Origin of the sequence: Pseudomonas sp. B392_1p, assembly GCF_052245235.1 — a bacterium.
In the GTDB taxonomy this organism is placed as follows: domain Bacteria; phylum Pseudomonadota; class Gammaproteobacteria; order Pseudomonadales; family Pseudomonadaceae; genus Serpens; species Serpens gallinarum.
The window spans coordinates 181,247-196,335 of record NZ_JBQPXM010000001.1; the positions used below are offsets into that span (position 1 = coordinate 181,247).

Annotated in this window: 10 protein-coding genes; 8 read left to right on the forward strand and 2 right to left on the reverse strand. The window is 66.1% G+C overall.

Annotation, left to right across the window (positions count from 1 at the left end; translation table 11 throughout):
- The first annotated feature begins 78 nt into the window (after positions 1-78).
- The 5 genes from ACTV8E_RS00860 to recD all read left to right on the forward strand — a co-directional run bounded on the left by ACTV8E_RS00860 (position 79) and on the right by recD (position 10,251).
- Positions 79-327, forward strand: coding sequence for a GlsB/YeaQ/YmgE family stress response membrane protein (locus tag ACTV8E_RS00860; protein WP_251835531.1), 249 nt, complete (start codon positions 79-81; stop codon positions 325-327).
- Positions 328-417: 90 nt separating this feature from the next.
- Complete coding sequence (locus tag ACTV8E_RS00865; protein ID WP_443198165.1) at positions 418-948, forward strand: DUF3299 domain-containing protein; 531 nt, start codon at positions 418-420, stop codon at positions 946-948.
- A gap of 140 nt (positions 949-1,088) precedes the next feature.
- Positions 1,089-4,550 carry an exodeoxyribonuclease V subunit gamma gene (recC, locus tag ACTV8E_RS00870; RefSeq protein WP_443198166.1) on the forward strand — a complete coding sequence of 1,154 codons (3,462 nt, stop codon included), beginning with the start codon at positions 1,089-1,091 and terminating at the stop codon, positions 4,548-4,550.
- Positions 4,547-8,179, forward strand: coding sequence for an exodeoxyribonuclease V subunit beta (gene recB / locus ACTV8E_RS00875; protein WP_443198167.1), 3,633 nt, complete (start codon positions 4,547-4,549; stop codon positions 8,177-8,179). The genes recC and recB overlap by 4 nt, the downstream gene beginning before the upstream one ends.
- The gene (gene recD, locus ACTV8E_RS00880; protein ID WP_443198168.1) at positions 8,176-10,251 is read left to right on the forward strand and encodes an exodeoxyribonuclease V subunit alpha; all 2,076 of its coding nucleotides are present in this window, start codon (positions 8,176-8,178) and stop codon (positions 10,249-10,251) included. Before recB ends, recD begins: the two co-directional genes overlap by 4 nt.
- A 100-nt stretch (positions 10,252-10,351) precedes the next feature.
- Here recD and ACTV8E_RS00885 read toward each other — a convergent pair whose 3' ends face one another.
- Positions 10,352-11,431, reverse strand: coding sequence for an aminopeptidase (locus ACTV8E_RS00885; protein WP_443198169.1), 1,080 nt, complete (start codon positions 11,429-11,431; stop codon positions 10,352-10,354).
- A gap of 67 nt (positions 11,432-11,498) precedes the next feature.
- Here ACTV8E_RS00885 and ACTV8E_RS00890 point away from each other — a divergent pair, with 67 nt between their 5' ends.
- The 3 genes from ACTV8E_RS00890 (at position 11,499) to ACTV8E_RS00900 (ending at position 13,485) form a co-directional block, all read left to right on the forward strand.
- Entirely contained in the window at positions 11,499-11,918 is a 420-nt protein-coding gene (locus ACTV8E_RS00890; RefSeq protein WP_251835537.1) for a PA0061/PA0062 family lipoprotein, read from the forward strand.
- Between the two features lie 33 nt (positions 11,919-11,951).
- The gene (locus ACTV8E_RS00895; RefSeq protein ID WP_251835538.1) at positions 11,952-12,362 is read left to right on the forward strand and encodes a PA0061/PA0062 family lipoprotein; all 411 of its coding nucleotides are present in this window, start codon (positions 11,952-11,954) and stop codon (positions 12,360-12,362) included.
- 127 nt (positions 12,363-12,489) lie between these two features.
- Positions 12,490-13,485, forward strand: a complete 996-nt coding sequence (locus ACTV8E_RS00900) for an LLM class flavin-dependent oxidoreductase (RefSeq protein WP_251835539.1) — start codon at positions 12,490-12,492, stop codon at positions 13,483-13,485.
- Between the two features lie 40 nt (positions 13,486-13,525).
- On the opposite strand, the gene ACTV8E_RS00905 is transcribed toward ACTV8E_RS00900, so the two are convergent.
- Complete coding sequence (locus ACTV8E_RS00905; protein WP_443198170.1) at positions 13,526-14,818, reverse strand: acyltransferase family protein; 1,293 nt, start codon at positions 14,816-14,818, stop codon at positions 13,526-13,528.
- Positions 14,819-15,089 lie beyond the last annotated feature (271 nt).

Sequence of the window (15,089 nt, forward strand, 5' to 3'; positions counted from 1 at the left end):
CCTGCCGAACTGCCTAATAACGCGACGGTCGGATACAGCGTGGCGCGTGCCACGACTCTCTCGGACTGGAGGAATGCCATGGGCATCATCGGAACCATCATCATCGGATTGATCGTCGGCCTGATTGCACGCTTTCTCAAACCCGGCAGCGATAGCATGGGTTGGATAATGACCATTCTGCTCGGCATCGGTGGTGCCTTGTTGGCGACCTACGGCGGCCAGGCGGTGGGTATCTACGAGGCTGGAGAGGCAGCAGGCTTTATTGGTGCGGTGATTGGCGCGATCATTCTGCTGGTCATCTATGGACTGGTAACGCGTAATCGCTGAAGGTACTTCCTCCGCGCGGGAGCCAGCGGCCTGGCTCCTGCGGGGTAACATCCTTCATTCGACCCTTGCTACCCATGAGCTGAGCCGTCCATGCGCCCTGTGCTGTTTTCGCTGTTGTTTATCCTTCCCTTGTGCGCCCAGGCAGCCCCTGCTGAATTGGATTGGCTGGAGTTACTGCTGCCCGAAGACCTGGCCGCTCTCGAGGCGATGCCCGAGATCGAGCACAACACGCCCGAAGCCGGTGGTTTCAGCGACCAGGGCGGCCTCAAGCAGGCAGCCGGATTGCCAGAGGTGATGTACTCGGCCAAGACCGTGGCTGAACTGGACAACCGCGAGATCCGCCTGGGCGGCTACCCGGTGCCGCTGGAAACTGATGCCCAGGGGCGATACATCGAGTTCTTTCTGGTGCCCTACCCGGGCGCCTGCATCCACGTGCCGCCGCCCCCGCCGAATCAGATCGTGCTGGTGCGTTATCCCCAGGGCATGCCCATCGATGACATCTACGCGCCGTTGTGGGTCGATGGCCGCCTGCGCATTGAAAACGGCAGCAATGACCTGGCCGATGCTGCTTATGCCTTGCAGGCCGCGGCGGTCAAGGTGATCGAGGAAGACGAGCTGTAGCTTTTTCCCCTCGCGGCGAAGCCTCTTAACCCGCTGCACCCAGGTCGTTCTGTGCGAAAACTTTACCTGTCCGTCCGTCCAGTGTGTGCCGCGTTGGGCTAAGCCACTACCATGGGCGCCATTCGGATGAAGGAACTCACATGACCGCACAACAGCCCCTGATCCCCGGTTTCATGATCGTCCACGGCAATCGCCTGGACGAACTGCGCGACCTGGCGGTGGTGTGGATGCGCCGTTATCCGCTTCGTCCGCTGGAAAACGAGGTGGTGCTGGTACACAGCAACGGCGTGGCGCAGTGGCTCAAGCAGGCGTTGGCCGAGCAGCCTGACGAGAGTGGCGGCGGTGGCTGCGGGATTGCCGCGGCCATTGATGTGCAGTTGCCGGCCAGTTTTCTCTGGAAGGCCTACCGCAGTGTGCTGGGTCGAGAGCAGATTCCCCGCGTTTCGCTGGTCGACAAGGGGCCGCTGACCTGGCGATTGATGCGTCTGTTGCCGCAGTTGCTGAGCGGCGAGGCCTTCGCCCCGCTGGCGCGCTTTCTGGCCCAGGACCGCGAATTGCGCAAGCTGTATCAGTTGACCGAGCGCCTGGCCGACCTGTTCGACCAGTACCAGGTGTACCGCGCCGACTGGCTGGAGGATTGGGCCGCCGGCCGTGACCAATTGCGTCTGGCCAACGGCAGCGTCGCGCCGCTGGGCGAGGAGCAGCGTTGGCAGGCTGAACTGTGGCGCGCGCTGCTGACCGACGTGGGCGCCGAAGGGCTGGCGCAGAGCCGTGCCGGTGTGCACCGCCAGTTCATTGCCCGCCTGCAGGAACTCGATCAGGCGCCGCCCGGCCTGCCGCGTCGGGTGATTGTGTTCGGTATTTCATCGCTGCCGGCGCAGGCGCTGGAAGCCCTCGGCGCGCTGGCGCGGTTCAGCCAGGTGCTGCTGTGCGTGCATAACCCCTGCCGCCATCACTGGGCCGACATCGTCGCCGATAAGGACCTGCTGCGCCATCAGTACCGCCGCCAGCAACGCCGTGCGCGGATGCCCGCCGAGTTGCCGCCGGAACTGCTGCACCAGCACGCCCAGCCTCTGCTGGCCGCCTGGGGCAAGCAGGGCCGCGACTACATCAACCTGCTCGACAGCTACGACAACCCGGACGATTACCGCGCGCTGTTCCCGGCCGAGCGCATCGACCTGTTCAGCGAGGAGCAGCCGACCCGCCTGCTCGGCCAGCTGCAGGACGACATTCTCGAATTGCGCCCGCTGGCGGAAACCCGCGAACACTGGCCGGCGGTCGATCCGGCCCAGGACCGCTCGCTGCGCTTTCAGATGGCTCACAGCGCCCAGCGCGAGGTGGAAATCCTCCATGATCAGCTGCTGGCGCGCTTCAGCGCCGACCCGAGCCTGCGTCCGCGCGACGTGATCGTCATGGTGCCGGACATCGACAGCTACACCCCGCACATCCAGGCGGTGTTCGGTCAGCTTGAACGTGACGATGCGCGCTTTATCCCCTTCACCCTCGCCGACCAGGGCCGGCGCGGTCGCGAGCCGCTGCTGATCGCGCTGGAGCACCTGCTGGAACTGCCGGACAGCCGATTTGCGGTCAGCGAAATTCTCGACCTGCTCGACGTACCGGCGCTGCGCGAGCGCTTCGCCATTGCCGAGGCCGACCTGCCGCTGCTGCACCGCTGGATCGAGGGCGCCGGCGTGCGCTGGGGGCTGGACGCCGCGCAGCGCGAACAGCTCGGCCTGCCGCCGGGCCTGGAACACAACAGCTGGCTGTTCGGCCTGCGCCGCATGCTGCTCGGCTACGCGGTGGGCGAAGGTGCGCCACTGGGCGAGATCCAGCCCTACGACGAAATCGGCGGCCTGGACGCCGCACTGCTCGGCCCGCTGGTGGAACTGCTCGAGCGCCTGCGTCTGGCTTACGCCGAACTGGCCCGCCCGGCCACGCCGGTGCAGTGGGGCGAGCGGCTGCGCGCCTTGCTGGAGGTGTTCTTCCTGCCGGCCAGCGACCACGACCAACTGCTACACGGCCAGTTGCTGCAGAGCCTGGAGGACTGGCTGGAGCAGTGCCGTAACGCGGCGCTTGCCGAGGCGCTGCCGCTCAGCGTGGTGCGCGAAGCCTGGCTGGGCAGCCTCGATCAGCCCAGCCTGGGTCAGCGTTTTTTGAGCGGCGCGGTGAACTTCTGCACGCTGATGCCGATGCGCGCGATTCCCTTCCGCCTGGTGTGCCTGCTGGGCATGAACGACGGCGACTACCCGCGCGCCCAGCCGCCGCTGGATTTCGACCTGATGGGCAACGACTACCGCCCCGGTGACCGCTCGCGCCGTGAGGATGATCGCTACCTGCTACTCGAAGCGCTGCTCTCGGCGCGCGAGCAGCTGTACATCAGCTGGGTTGGGCGCAGCGTGCGCGACAACAGCGAGCGGCCGCCGTCGGTGTTGGTCGGCCAGCTGCGCGACCACCTGGCCAGCGGCTGGCGACTGGCCGGCGCGGAGCACGACGAGGCGGCGCTGCTCAACGCGCTGACCTGCGAGCACCCGCTGCAGCCCTTCAATGCCAAGTACTTCACCGCGGACTCCGGGCTGTTCAGCTACGCCGGCGAATGGCTGGCGCTGCACCAACAGCGCGCGGCGACGGCCTCGGAACCGGCGGCACTGCCGGACTATGAGCACGGCGGCACGGTGAGCCTGGAAATCCTGCAGGACTTCCTGCGCTACCCGCTGCGCCAGTTCCATCGCCTGCGCCTCAAGGTGTATTTCGAGGAGCTGCAGGCGCCGCTGGCCGATGCCGAAAGCTTCGACCTCGACGGCCTGCAGCGCTTCGGCCTGAGCGACAGCCTGCTGCGCGCCGCGCTGACAGAAACCGATCCTGACGAAGCGCACGCGCGGCTGGATGAGCGCGCCGCGCAATTGCAGCGCAGCGGCCTGCTGCCCCTGGCCGGTTTTGGCGACCTGCAGCGCAAGGCCCTGCTGGCGCCCCTGCCGGACCTGCTGCAGCGCTATCGTGCCCTGCACGCGCTGTGGCCGCTGGAACAGGAGTCTCCGCTGGCTCTGCGCTTCAGCCATGAATCATTGCTAGTGGAAGGCTGGCTGGCGCCGCTGCGCCAACGTGCCGACGGCAGCCTGCTCAGCCTGCGCCTGCAAGCCAACGCGCTGACTACCAAAAGCGGCGAGTACAAGTGGCATCACCTGATGCGCCCCTGGGTCGCGCACCTGATCGCCAGCGCCATGGGCGTGCCTTTGCACAGTGCGCTACTGGCCAGCGACGGCGGCGTGCAGCTGGTGCCGCTGCCCAGGGAGCAGGCAGAGGCCGACCTGCGCGCGCTGCTCGACGCCTGGCAGGCCAACCTGCAACACCCGCTGCCGCTGGCGGCCAAGACGGCCTGCGCGTTGCTTGCCGCCAGCAAACCGGAAAAAGCCGAGGAACAGGCGCGCAGCGCCTACGAAGGTGGACACGCCAGCCCCGGCGAGCGCGGCGAAAGCCTCGATCTGCGCCGGCACTTTGCCGACTACGCCAGCCTGGTGGCAACGGACCCGGAGCATCAGCTGTGGCAGCGCCTCTACGGCCCGCTGGTGAAGGCTCCCTGGCAGGCTCTGGAGGAGTCGCTATGAGTGCAACCCAATCCCTGGCCCTGAACTTGCCGCTGCGCGGCAGTCAGTTGATCGAGGCCAGTGCTGGCACAGGTAAGACCTTCACCATTTCCGCGCTCTATGTGCGCCTGGTGCTCGGCCATGGCGGCGCCGAACGCGGTTTCGGCCGCCCGCTGCTGCCGCCGGAAATCCTCGTGGTGACCTTTACCGACGCCGCCACCCAGGAACTGCGCGAGCGCATCCGCGCGCGCCTGGCGGAAGCGGCGCGGCACTTTCGCGGCGAGCTGGCCACGCCGGACGCCTTGCTCGATGAGCTGCGCGGCGAGTATGCCGAGGCCGACTGGCCCGTCTGTGCGCGGCGTCTGGACGTGGCCGCGCAATGGATGGACGAGGCGGCGGTGTCGACCATCCACAGCTGGTGCCAGCGCATGCTGCGCGAACATGCCTTCGACAGCGGCAGCCTGTTCACCCAGACCCTGGAAACCGACCAGAGCGACCTGCTCGCCGAGGTGGTGCGCGATTACTGGCGCGAACATTTCTACCCGCTGGACGGCGCCGCCTTGCAATGGGTGCATGAGCGCTGGCAAAGCCCGCAGCACCTGCTGGGTCGCCTGCGCCCGCTGCTGGGTCAGAGCCTGGGCGAACCCGGCGCCGATCCCGAGACGCTGATCGAGCAGACGCTACAGGAACGCGCCCGGAAGCTGGCCGAACTTAAGGCACCGTGGGGCGCCTGGGCCGAAGAGCTGCGCACCCTGCTGGACGGTGCCTGTGCTCGCAAAGAGGTGAATGGCCGGCGCCTGCAGGCGCGCTGGTACAACCCCTGGTGCGACCTGTTGCGCGACTGGGCGGCTGATGTTTCCTTAGAAAATTTGGTGCTGGGCACCGGCTTTACCCGGCTGACTCCGGACGGCCTGGCCGAGGTCTGGACCTCCGGAAGCCCCTTCGAACATCCCTGCCTGCAGGCCATGGTCCAGCTGCAGGCGGCGCTGGCCGCGCTGCCCGATCCCGATGTGCCGCTGCTGCGCCACGCGCTGGCCTGGGTCGAGCAGCGCTTCGAGCGGGAAAAGCAGCAACGCGCGCAGATGGGTTTTGACGACATGCTGGTGCGTCTGGACGCCGCCCTGGCCGGCATCAACGGCGAACGGCTGGCGGAGGTGATCCGCAGCCAGTTCCCGGTGGCGCTGATCGACGAATTCCAGGACACCGACCCGCTGCAGTACCGCATCTTCCAGCGCATCTACCGCATTGGCGAGGCCCAGGATGGCAACGCCATCCTGCTGATCGGCGATCCCAAACAGGCGATCTACGCGTTTCGTGGCGCGGACATCTACACCTACCTGCAGGCCCGTGAGGCCACCGCCGGCTGCCATCACAGCCTGGGTACCAACTTCCGTTCCAGCCAGGGGCTGGTCACGGCGGTCAACCAGCTGTTCGGCTTTGCCGAGGCGCACGCCAAGGGTGCGTTCCTGTTTCGTGGGGGCGACGACAATCCGCTGCCGTTCGTGAAGGTCGACGCCAAGGGCCGCCGCGAACGCCTGCTGGTGGACGGCGCCGAGCAGTCGCCACTGACCCTCTGGCAACAACGCAGCGAAGAACCGCTGGGCGGCGATGCCTACCGCCGCGAACTGGCCGCGCGCAGCGCCAGCGAAATTACCCGCCTGCTCAACCTGGGCCAGCAGGGTCGTGCCGGCTTTGCCAAACCTGATGAACCGCTCACACCGCTGTGCCCGGCGGATATCGCCGTGCTGGTGCGCGACGGCCGCGAAGCGCGGGCGATCCGCCAGCACCTGGCGCGGCGCGGCGTGCGCAGCGTGTACCTGTCGGACAAGAACTCGGTCTACGACACCCAGGCCGCCCACGATTTGCTGGCCTGGCTCAAGGCCTGCGCCGAGCCGGACGACGAGCGCCTGCTGCGCGCCGCCCTGGCCAGCGCGACCCTGGACCGGCCGCTGGCCGAGCTGGAAGACCTCTGCGACAACGAGCTGGCCTGGGAACAGCGCGTGCTGCAGTTTCGCGGCTACCGCCAGCAATGGCGCTGGCAGGGTGTATTGCCGATGCTGCGCCGCCTGCTGCAGGACTTCGAGCTGCCGCAAACCCTGATCGCCCGCGACGACGGCGAACGGGTGCTGACCGACCTGCTGCACCTGGCCGAGTTGCTGCAGCAAGCCTCCGGCGAACTGGATGGCGAGCAGGCGCTGATCCGTCACCTGGCCGAGCACCTGAGTGGCCACGGCCAGGACGCCGACGAACAGATTTTGCGTCTAGAAAGCGATGCCGACCTGGTCAAGGTGGTGACCATCCACAAATCCAAGGGCCTGGAATACCCGCTGGTGTTCCTGCCGTTCATCTGTTCGCACCGCGCGGTCGACCCGAAGAAGCCGCCGCTGCGGTACCACGATGCACAGGGCCATCTGCAGCTGGACCTGCAACCGGATGAGGCCGCCGTCGAGCGCGCCGACTTCGAGCGCCTCGGCGAAGACCTGCGCCTGCTCTACGTGGCGCTGACCCGTGCGCGGCATGCCTGCTGGCTGGGGATCGCCGACCTGAAAAAAGGCAACGCCAAGACCTCCTGCCTGCACCGCTCGGCCCTCGGCTATGTGCTCGGCGGCGGCCAGCCGCTGGTGTTGGGCGCGGCGTTGCAAACGCTGGCGGACGCCTGCCCGGCGCTGACCTTGTGCGACGCGCCCGAGGCCAGCGAGCAGCGTTTCCAGCCGGTGCAGGCTGAAACCGTCACCCTGCGCGCCGCCATCCCGCGTCGCCGCGCCACCGAACACTGGTGGATCGCCTCCTACAGCGCCCTCGCGTTGGCTGGCATGGATGAGGCCGCGCCCCTGCACGCCGAAGCGCCCGACAGCCCGGCGGCGCAGAAGATTCACGATGATGACGCTGAGCGCCAGGAATTCAGCGTGCTGCCCGGCAGCCTCGACCTGCACCGCTTTCCGCGCGGGCCTCAGCCGGGCACCTTCCTGCACGGCATTCTCGAATGGGCCGGGCGCGAAGGCTTCGCGCAGAGCCTGGACCATCCCCAGGCGCGCCGCGAGATGCTCGCCAAGCGCTGCCAGCTGCGCGGCTGGCAGCGTTGGATCGAGCCGCTGGACGCTTGGTTGGAGGGCTACCTGCAGGCCGAGCTGAACCTCGGCGAACACCGCGTGCGCCTGGCGGATCTGCAGCAGTACCAGGTGGAAATGGAGTTCTGGTTCTCCAGCCGGCAGGTCAACGTGCAGCGTCTGGACGCCCTGGTGCGCCGCCATACGCTGAACGGCGCGCCGCGCCCGGCCCTGGCACCGAGTCTGCTCAACGGCTTGTTCAAAGGCTTTATCGACCTGGTGTTTGAGTACCAGGGCCGCTATTACGTGGCCGACTACAAGTCCAACTGGCTGGGCGGCGACGACGAGGCCTACAGCGCCGAGGCCATGACCCAGGCCGTGCTGGACAAGCGTTACGACCTGCAATACGTGCTCTACCTGCTGGCTTTGCACCGCCAGCTCAAGGCGCGCCTGCCTGATTACGACTATGCACAGCACATGGGCGGCGCGCTCTACCTGTTCCTGCGCGGCGGTCAGCGCGGCGTGCATGTCGATTGCCCGCCCCAGGCGCTGATCGAGTCACTGGATCGCCTGTTTGCCGGCCACGCGGAGACTGCCCTATGACCACCCTCGAACAGCTCGCCCAGCGTCTGCGCGATGATGCGGGGCCAGTGCCGGCCAACCCGCTGCTCGAGTGTGAGGCCCTGCTCGTTCAGCTCGATTTATGGGTGCGCCGTGGCTGGTTGCGCGCGCTGGACCGCGCCTTCGCGGCCTTTTTGCTGGAACAGGAGCCGGACGCCTCACCGTTGCTGCTGCTGGCCGCCGCGCTGGCCAGTCACCAGCTCGGCCAGGGACACGTGTGCCTGGACCTGGCCGCCACGTTGGAAGAACCGGACTTTGCCCTGTCGTTGCCGCCCGAAGGCGAGCTGGCCGGCGAGGCGCGTTTGCCCTCGCAACTGCTCGCCGACCTCGACGTAGCGCGCTGGCAGCAGGCGCTGATCGGTAGCGCCCTGGTGGAGCATCGCGCCCCCGGCGCGGCAAACGATCCCGCCCAAGCCGCGCGGCCCCTGCTGCTGGCTGGCGGGCGCCTGTACCTGCGCCGTTACTGGAATTACGAACAAAGCGTGGCGCGCATCCTGCGCCAGCGTCTGGCCCAGCCGCTGACGGTGCCCGCTGACCTGCCGGCACGGCTCGATGCGCTGTTTCCCCGTGACGACGCAGCGCGCCTCGACTGGCAGAAACTCGCCTGCGCACTGGCGGCGCGGGGCAGCTTCAGCCTGATCACCGGCGGCCCGGGAACCGGCAAGACCACCACCGTGGTGCGTCTGCTGGCCCTGCTGCAGGCCCCGGCGGTGGCTGCCGGTCAGGCGCTGCGCATTCGACTGGCCGCGCCCACCGGCAAGGCGGCGGCGCGGCTGACCGAATCCATCGGCGCCCAGGTGGCGGGGCTGACGGTTTCCAGCGACGTACGCGAGGCGATTCCTACCGAGGTGGTCACCCTGCACCGCCTGCTCGGCAGCCGCCCGGACACCCGCCATTTCCGTCACCACGCCGGCCATCCGCTGGCCCTCGACGTGTTGGTGGTGGACGAGGCGTCGATGATCGACCTGGAAATGATGGCCCGGCTGCTCGAAGCCCTGCCAGCCCATGCCCGGTTGATCCTGCTCGGCGACAAGGATCAACTGGCCTCGGTGGAAGCCGGCGCGGTACTTGGCGACCTGTGCCGGGATGCCGAAGCGGGCTTTTATGACCCGGCCACCCGCGCCTGGCTGGAGCAGCTCGGCGGCCAGCCGCTGGACGAGCCGGGCCTACTGCGGGGCAGCGCCGGCACGCGGCCGTTGGCTCAGCAGACGGTGATGCTGCGCCACTCGCGGCGTTTTGGCGCCGACAGTGGCATCGGTCGCCTGGCGCGCCTGGTCAATCAGCAGCAGGCGGGCGAGGCGCGCGCCCTGTTGTCGGCGCCGTCCAACGATGTGTTCAACCTGCGCCTGCGTGGCGAACAGGACCGCCACTTGGCGCGGCTGCTCAGCGACGGGCGTGACACAGCGCCGGGTTATCGGCATTACCTCATGGTGCTGCAAGGGGGGCGGCCGCTGGACATGACGCCGTTGGAGGCGCCCGACTGGCAGGACTGGGCCAAGAATGTGCTGGCCGCGTTCGATGGTTTCCGGCTGCTCTGTGCGCTGCGCAAAGGCGACTGGGGCGTGGCCGGGTTGAACGAGCGGGTCGAGACCGAACTGCAGCGCCAGGGGCTGATCGATGCCAGCCACGAATGGTACGAAGGCCGCCCGGTGCTGATTACCCGCAACGACTACGGTCTGGGGTTGATGAACGGCGACATCGGTATCGCCCTGCTGCTGCCCGGCGACAACGGCCCGCTGCTGCGCGTGGCGTTTCCCCGCAACGACGGCTCGGGCCAGGTGCGCTTCGTGCTGCCCAGCCGCCTGACGGCGGTGGAAACCGTGTTTGCCATGACGGTGCACAAATCCCAGGGCTCGGAGTTCACCCATACCGCGCTGGTCTTGCCCGACACCCTCAACCCGGTACTGACCAAGGAGCTGCTGTACACCGCCATCACCCGCGCCCGCGATTATTTCACTTTGGTGGAACCGCGCGGCGGCGTGTTCGAAGCGGCCGTGCAGCGCAAGGTCAAACGCCTCAGTGGATTGATGCTGGAGTTGCAGGGGCAGGGGTAATCACAACGGATGGGGACGATGCCGGTCAAGGGCGGGAGGGTACATCCGGACTCCGCTCGGTGGGTCGATAGAGCGTGACCCACCCTACGAGACGGCCAGCCTACGGTTTGCCGAACGTCTGCAGCTCTTCCAACGCCTGCCGCCGTTCAGGCGCCGGCAATTTCCCCAGTTCCCGCACCCGCGCATAAAACACCGGCCAATTCTCGCCGGCCTGCTGAAACAACGCAGCAAACGCCGGCAGCCACTGGTCGTAGAGGCCGAAGGGCAACAGGCTGGCGTTGTTCAGCGGGCCGTTGATCCAGGCGTCGAAGCGGCCGTCCCCGTTCCAGTGCGTGTCCCGCAGCCGCCGGTACTCGCGGCGCAGGCGGTCGAACTCGGCCTGTTTGCGCGGGCGCATCTGCTCGTCAGGCCAGGGCTGGGCATACAGCGCGCGCAGCCGTTCGCGGGTGTGCAGCATCAGGGCGACGAATGCCTCGCGCTGGCGTTGCAGTGCGGGGTCGGGCGGCGGCCAGCCGAGGCGGGCGCGCCATTGGCGCAGGCCTTCCCGCTCGACGAAGCTGGCGAAGGATTCGTTGAACGCCGTGTCGCCCGGCAAGTAAAACTGCTGATGGGCCAGCTCATGAAAAATCAGCCCGACCAGGTGCGGGTCATCCCAGTGCAGCATGCTGCTGAGCAGCGGGTCGGCGAACCAGCCCAGGGTGGAGTAGGCTTCGATGCCAGCGATCTGCGTGTCCAGGCCCTGCAACTGCAGTAACGCCGCGGCGCCCCGTGCCCGGCCCTGCTGGTAATAACCGCGATAGGCCACGCAGCCCACCAGGGGCATGCAATGCAGGCGCGGCTCGACGGAAAACGCCTCGGTGGCGAAGACGTTCCACACCACATAGGGTCGATCCAGTTGAACGTAATCCAGATAGCTGCGGTTATCGGGCAGGTGCAGCTGTGTGGTCGCGAACGCCCGCGCCTGTTGGGCGAGGGCCAGTCGCTGACGCAGGCGGGCATCGCGGCTCGAGTCGGCCAGGATGGCGGTGACCGGCTCGCGCCGATGCATCAGCTGCATTTGTCCTTCGGCCAGGTGCAGGTAATAGCCGACCTGAGCGCAGCCGCTCAGCCAGCCGCCCAGCAGCAGCGGAACCCAGCGCCAGGCCCAACGGTCGAGTAAGGGAAGTGAGGAGCGTGTCATGCAGCGACCCTAGCGTATTGCGCCCGATCATGCCCCTTGGCACCCCCGTTCCGACCGGAGTTCGCTTATGCGCATTGCCCTGTGGTGTGTGTGCCTGTGCAGCAGCCTAGGCGGTTGCTCGCTCTGGCTGCCCAGCCCCCATCCGGATCGGGCCTGGATCGACCTGCAGACCCAAGCCAATAATCGCTTGCTGGCGGTTGAGGTCGACGGCGAGCAGTTGCGTGATCGGCGCTACTTCCAGATCGAACCCGGCGCCCATGAGCTGGCGGTGCGGTACCACTTCGAGGTCAAGCCGACCAATATCGGCGCTGTGGAACAACCCCATCGTCGCGATTGCCGCCTGACCCTCGCCTACAACGATTTTGCGCCCGGCCAGCGCTATCGGTTGCAAGCCGGCAAGCACGGTTTTCGGCCCTGGATCAGGCTGTACGACCCGTATGACCAGTTGCTCGCCCGGGGTCTTGAGCGGGGGTGTCTGAGCATCTGACCTATTCTTAAACAACCCACTCGGGAGAAGGTCATGCGCGCGTTACTGGCACTGTCCGTGCTCATCGCCGGTTGCACCAGCAGCAGCCTGCCCACCCCTGATCCACAGCAGGCGTGGGTCGAGCTGGATGCCTTGCCGGGCCACCATCTCAGCGCGCAGCGCCTGGATGATCAGCGTGTCAGCGACGGTCGTTACTTCCAACTCACGCCGGGCGCCCATGAACTGCGGATGCGCTATCAGTACGAAAGCCAGCTGGGCACCGATGCCTTCGGCGAGCCACGCTATGTCACCTGCGAGCTGCGCATGCGCTACGACGCGTTTGCCGCCGGCCAGCGTTATCGGCTGCACGCACGGCCTCTGGCGCTCAAGGCTCAGGCCTGGTTGTACGATGGCCACAATCAGGTGTTGGCGCGCGGTGAAGTGCTGCGTTGCGGGCCGATCTAGAGCGCATCGCACAGCCTGCGCAACGGCGGTTTCGGCTTTAGCCCGCCGGGCGCTTGCGCATCGCCCCTTGCCTTTGTCACTCAGCGCGGCATAGTGACCCTCCCGCTTTTTTGTCTGGAGTCCGTCCATGAGTCGATTAGCCGACGCCCGTTTTTCCATCCTCGACCTGGCACCGATCCGTGACGATGGCACCGCGGCTGATGCGCTGCACAACGCCGTGGCGCTGGCTCGGCATGCGGATGAGCTGGGCTTCGAGCGTTTCTGGGTGGCCGAGCACCACAACATGGACGGTATCGCCAGCTCCGCAACGGCGGTATTGATCGGTCACCTGGCCGGCCAGACCACGCGCATTCGCCTCGGCGCCGGCGGGGTCATGCTCCCCAACCATGCGCCGCTGGTGATAGCCGAGCAGTTCGGCACCCTGGAGGCGCTGTATCCCGGGCGCATCGATCTGGGTCTGGGGCGGGCACCGGGCGCTGATCAATTCACCGCCCACGCCCTACGTCGTGACCGCATGGGCAGCGCCGACGACTTCCCCGACGACGTGGAAGAGCTGGAGCTGTTGCTCGGTCCGCGCCAGCCCGGCCAGCGAGTGATCGCCATGCCGGGGGTCGACAGTCAGGTACCGATCTGGCTGTTGGGCTCCAGCCTGTTCAGTGCCCAGCTGGCGGCGGCCAAGGGGCTTCCTTATGCCTTCGCCTCGCACTTCGCGCCGCGTTTCATGCACGACGCCATTCGCGTCTATCGAGACAACTTCCAGCCCTCGAAGGTGCTCGACAAGCCCTATGTCATGCTCGGCGTGCCCCTGGTTACCGCACCGACCGACGAAGAAGCCGAATACCTGGCGACCAGCGCTTACCAGCGGGTGCTGGCGCTGATTCGCGGGCATAGCATGCGCTTGCGTCCGCCGGTCAAAAGCATGCAGGGTCTGTGGCTGCCCCATGAGCAGGAAGCCGTGGGCAATTTCTTTGGCATGGCGGTGATTGGTGGGCCCGAAAAGATTCGCGCCAACCTGGACGTGTTGCTGGAGCAGACTCAGGCCGATGAGCTGATCTTTACCTGCGACCTGTACGACAACGCCGACCGCCTGCGTGCGTTCAGCATCCTGGCTGGTTTGCGCTAACAGTGTCAGCCGAACGCACACGCCATCACTGTGGCTGTGATCACTTGTCCTGGCGCAGGCTTTCTTTTGGATAAGAATGCTCGGACAGGCTGGACTGAGCGTTGTTTTGCGGATGCAGCGAGGGGCCGGAATAGTACGGTGCGGCGAATGACTTGGCGTCATCTCTTGCTGCCTGTTCATTGGACAGCACATGGTGTTTGCCGCCCACCCAGGCGGCAAACACCGGCGCAAAACACAGAATCCCGACGATGAAGGCTACCCAGGGCTTGGCCTTGGGAATACGGCGAAACGGGGATTCGACGATTTCCACAGTCAGAATGCCCAGCGCCAGTGTTGCAACAATGACCAGCAAACCTTGAGCCAGGCTCGGCGAGGCTGTGCCGAAGAATCGCTGAGCACAGATCAGCAGTGGCCAATGCCATAGATAAATCGCCAGAGCAGCATTGCCCAGATACGCCATATGCTGATTGGCCAGCCACCGGCTGAGGGGCACTGTCGCGCACCGTTGCCCGCCTGCCATGATCAATAGGGCTGTGGCCACGACGGGTAGGAGTGCCGCAATGCCAGGAAACGGCGCCTGAGGCGATATGACAAGGCCTGTGCTCACCAATAACGATAGTCCAGCGACTGTCGCTATTCTGACGCCGAGCTGGCCGAGATGAAGTAGCGGAACCAGCAAGGCGAGCAACACGCCTGTGAAGAATTCCCACAGGCGGGCCGCCGTATGGAAATAGGCCGATGCCGGGTGGCTATGGGTGGCTGAAATCGAGTAAGTGAGGGAGCCCAGGATGATCAGGATCACCCACAGCATCATCGGCCAGCGCACATGGAATATTCTGCTCAGGAACATGACGGGCCCCATGAGCAGCGGCAGCAGCAGATAAAACTGCATGTGCATGGAAACTGCCCAGAAGTGCTCGAAGGGGTTATGGAGAGAACGGTGCCAAGGCTCAATGCCGTTGCGTATAAGCTGCACATTTTCCAGATACACGGCGCTCAGCAACAGGTCATCAAGAGCGGCTCGCCACTCCGGCGGGGACAGGATGAAAGGCCCCAGCAAGAAGGTTGTCATGAGTACCAGATAGGTAGGAGGAGCGACACGCTTGATGATGCCCGCCCAGAAATGGAACGGCCGTAGGCTTTCTTCCTGGGCATACTGACGCAGCAGCACGCTGCCCATCAGAAAGCCGGACAGCACGAAAATCGCATCGATGCCGCCTGGTTCCTTATCGATCCAGATCTGATAGAAAACAATCAGGATGACAGCGCAGGCCCGCAGGCCGGGTAGATCCTCGCGATAATGATTTTCGGCATAGGGCCGGAAAGCATTCATCCCTCAAAGCTCCTGAATGCAGCGACAAATCGAAGGCGAGTTGGAATGCCACACGCAGTTGGAACTCGCGGAGCAACGGGCGACGGCACGCTGTACCGGCACGCTGAAAGATGGAGACGACTCTTGCGCGCAGAGAGGGTCCAGGGCGTGTTCAACGCTGCGGTATCGTTAATCCATAGTTTCCTCGGCCGGCGGTACGGTATCCGTTTTCGGATCGCCCTCGGGCAGCGGCACGATAGGCTGGGGCGACTGCTGGGACGCCGGGATGTCG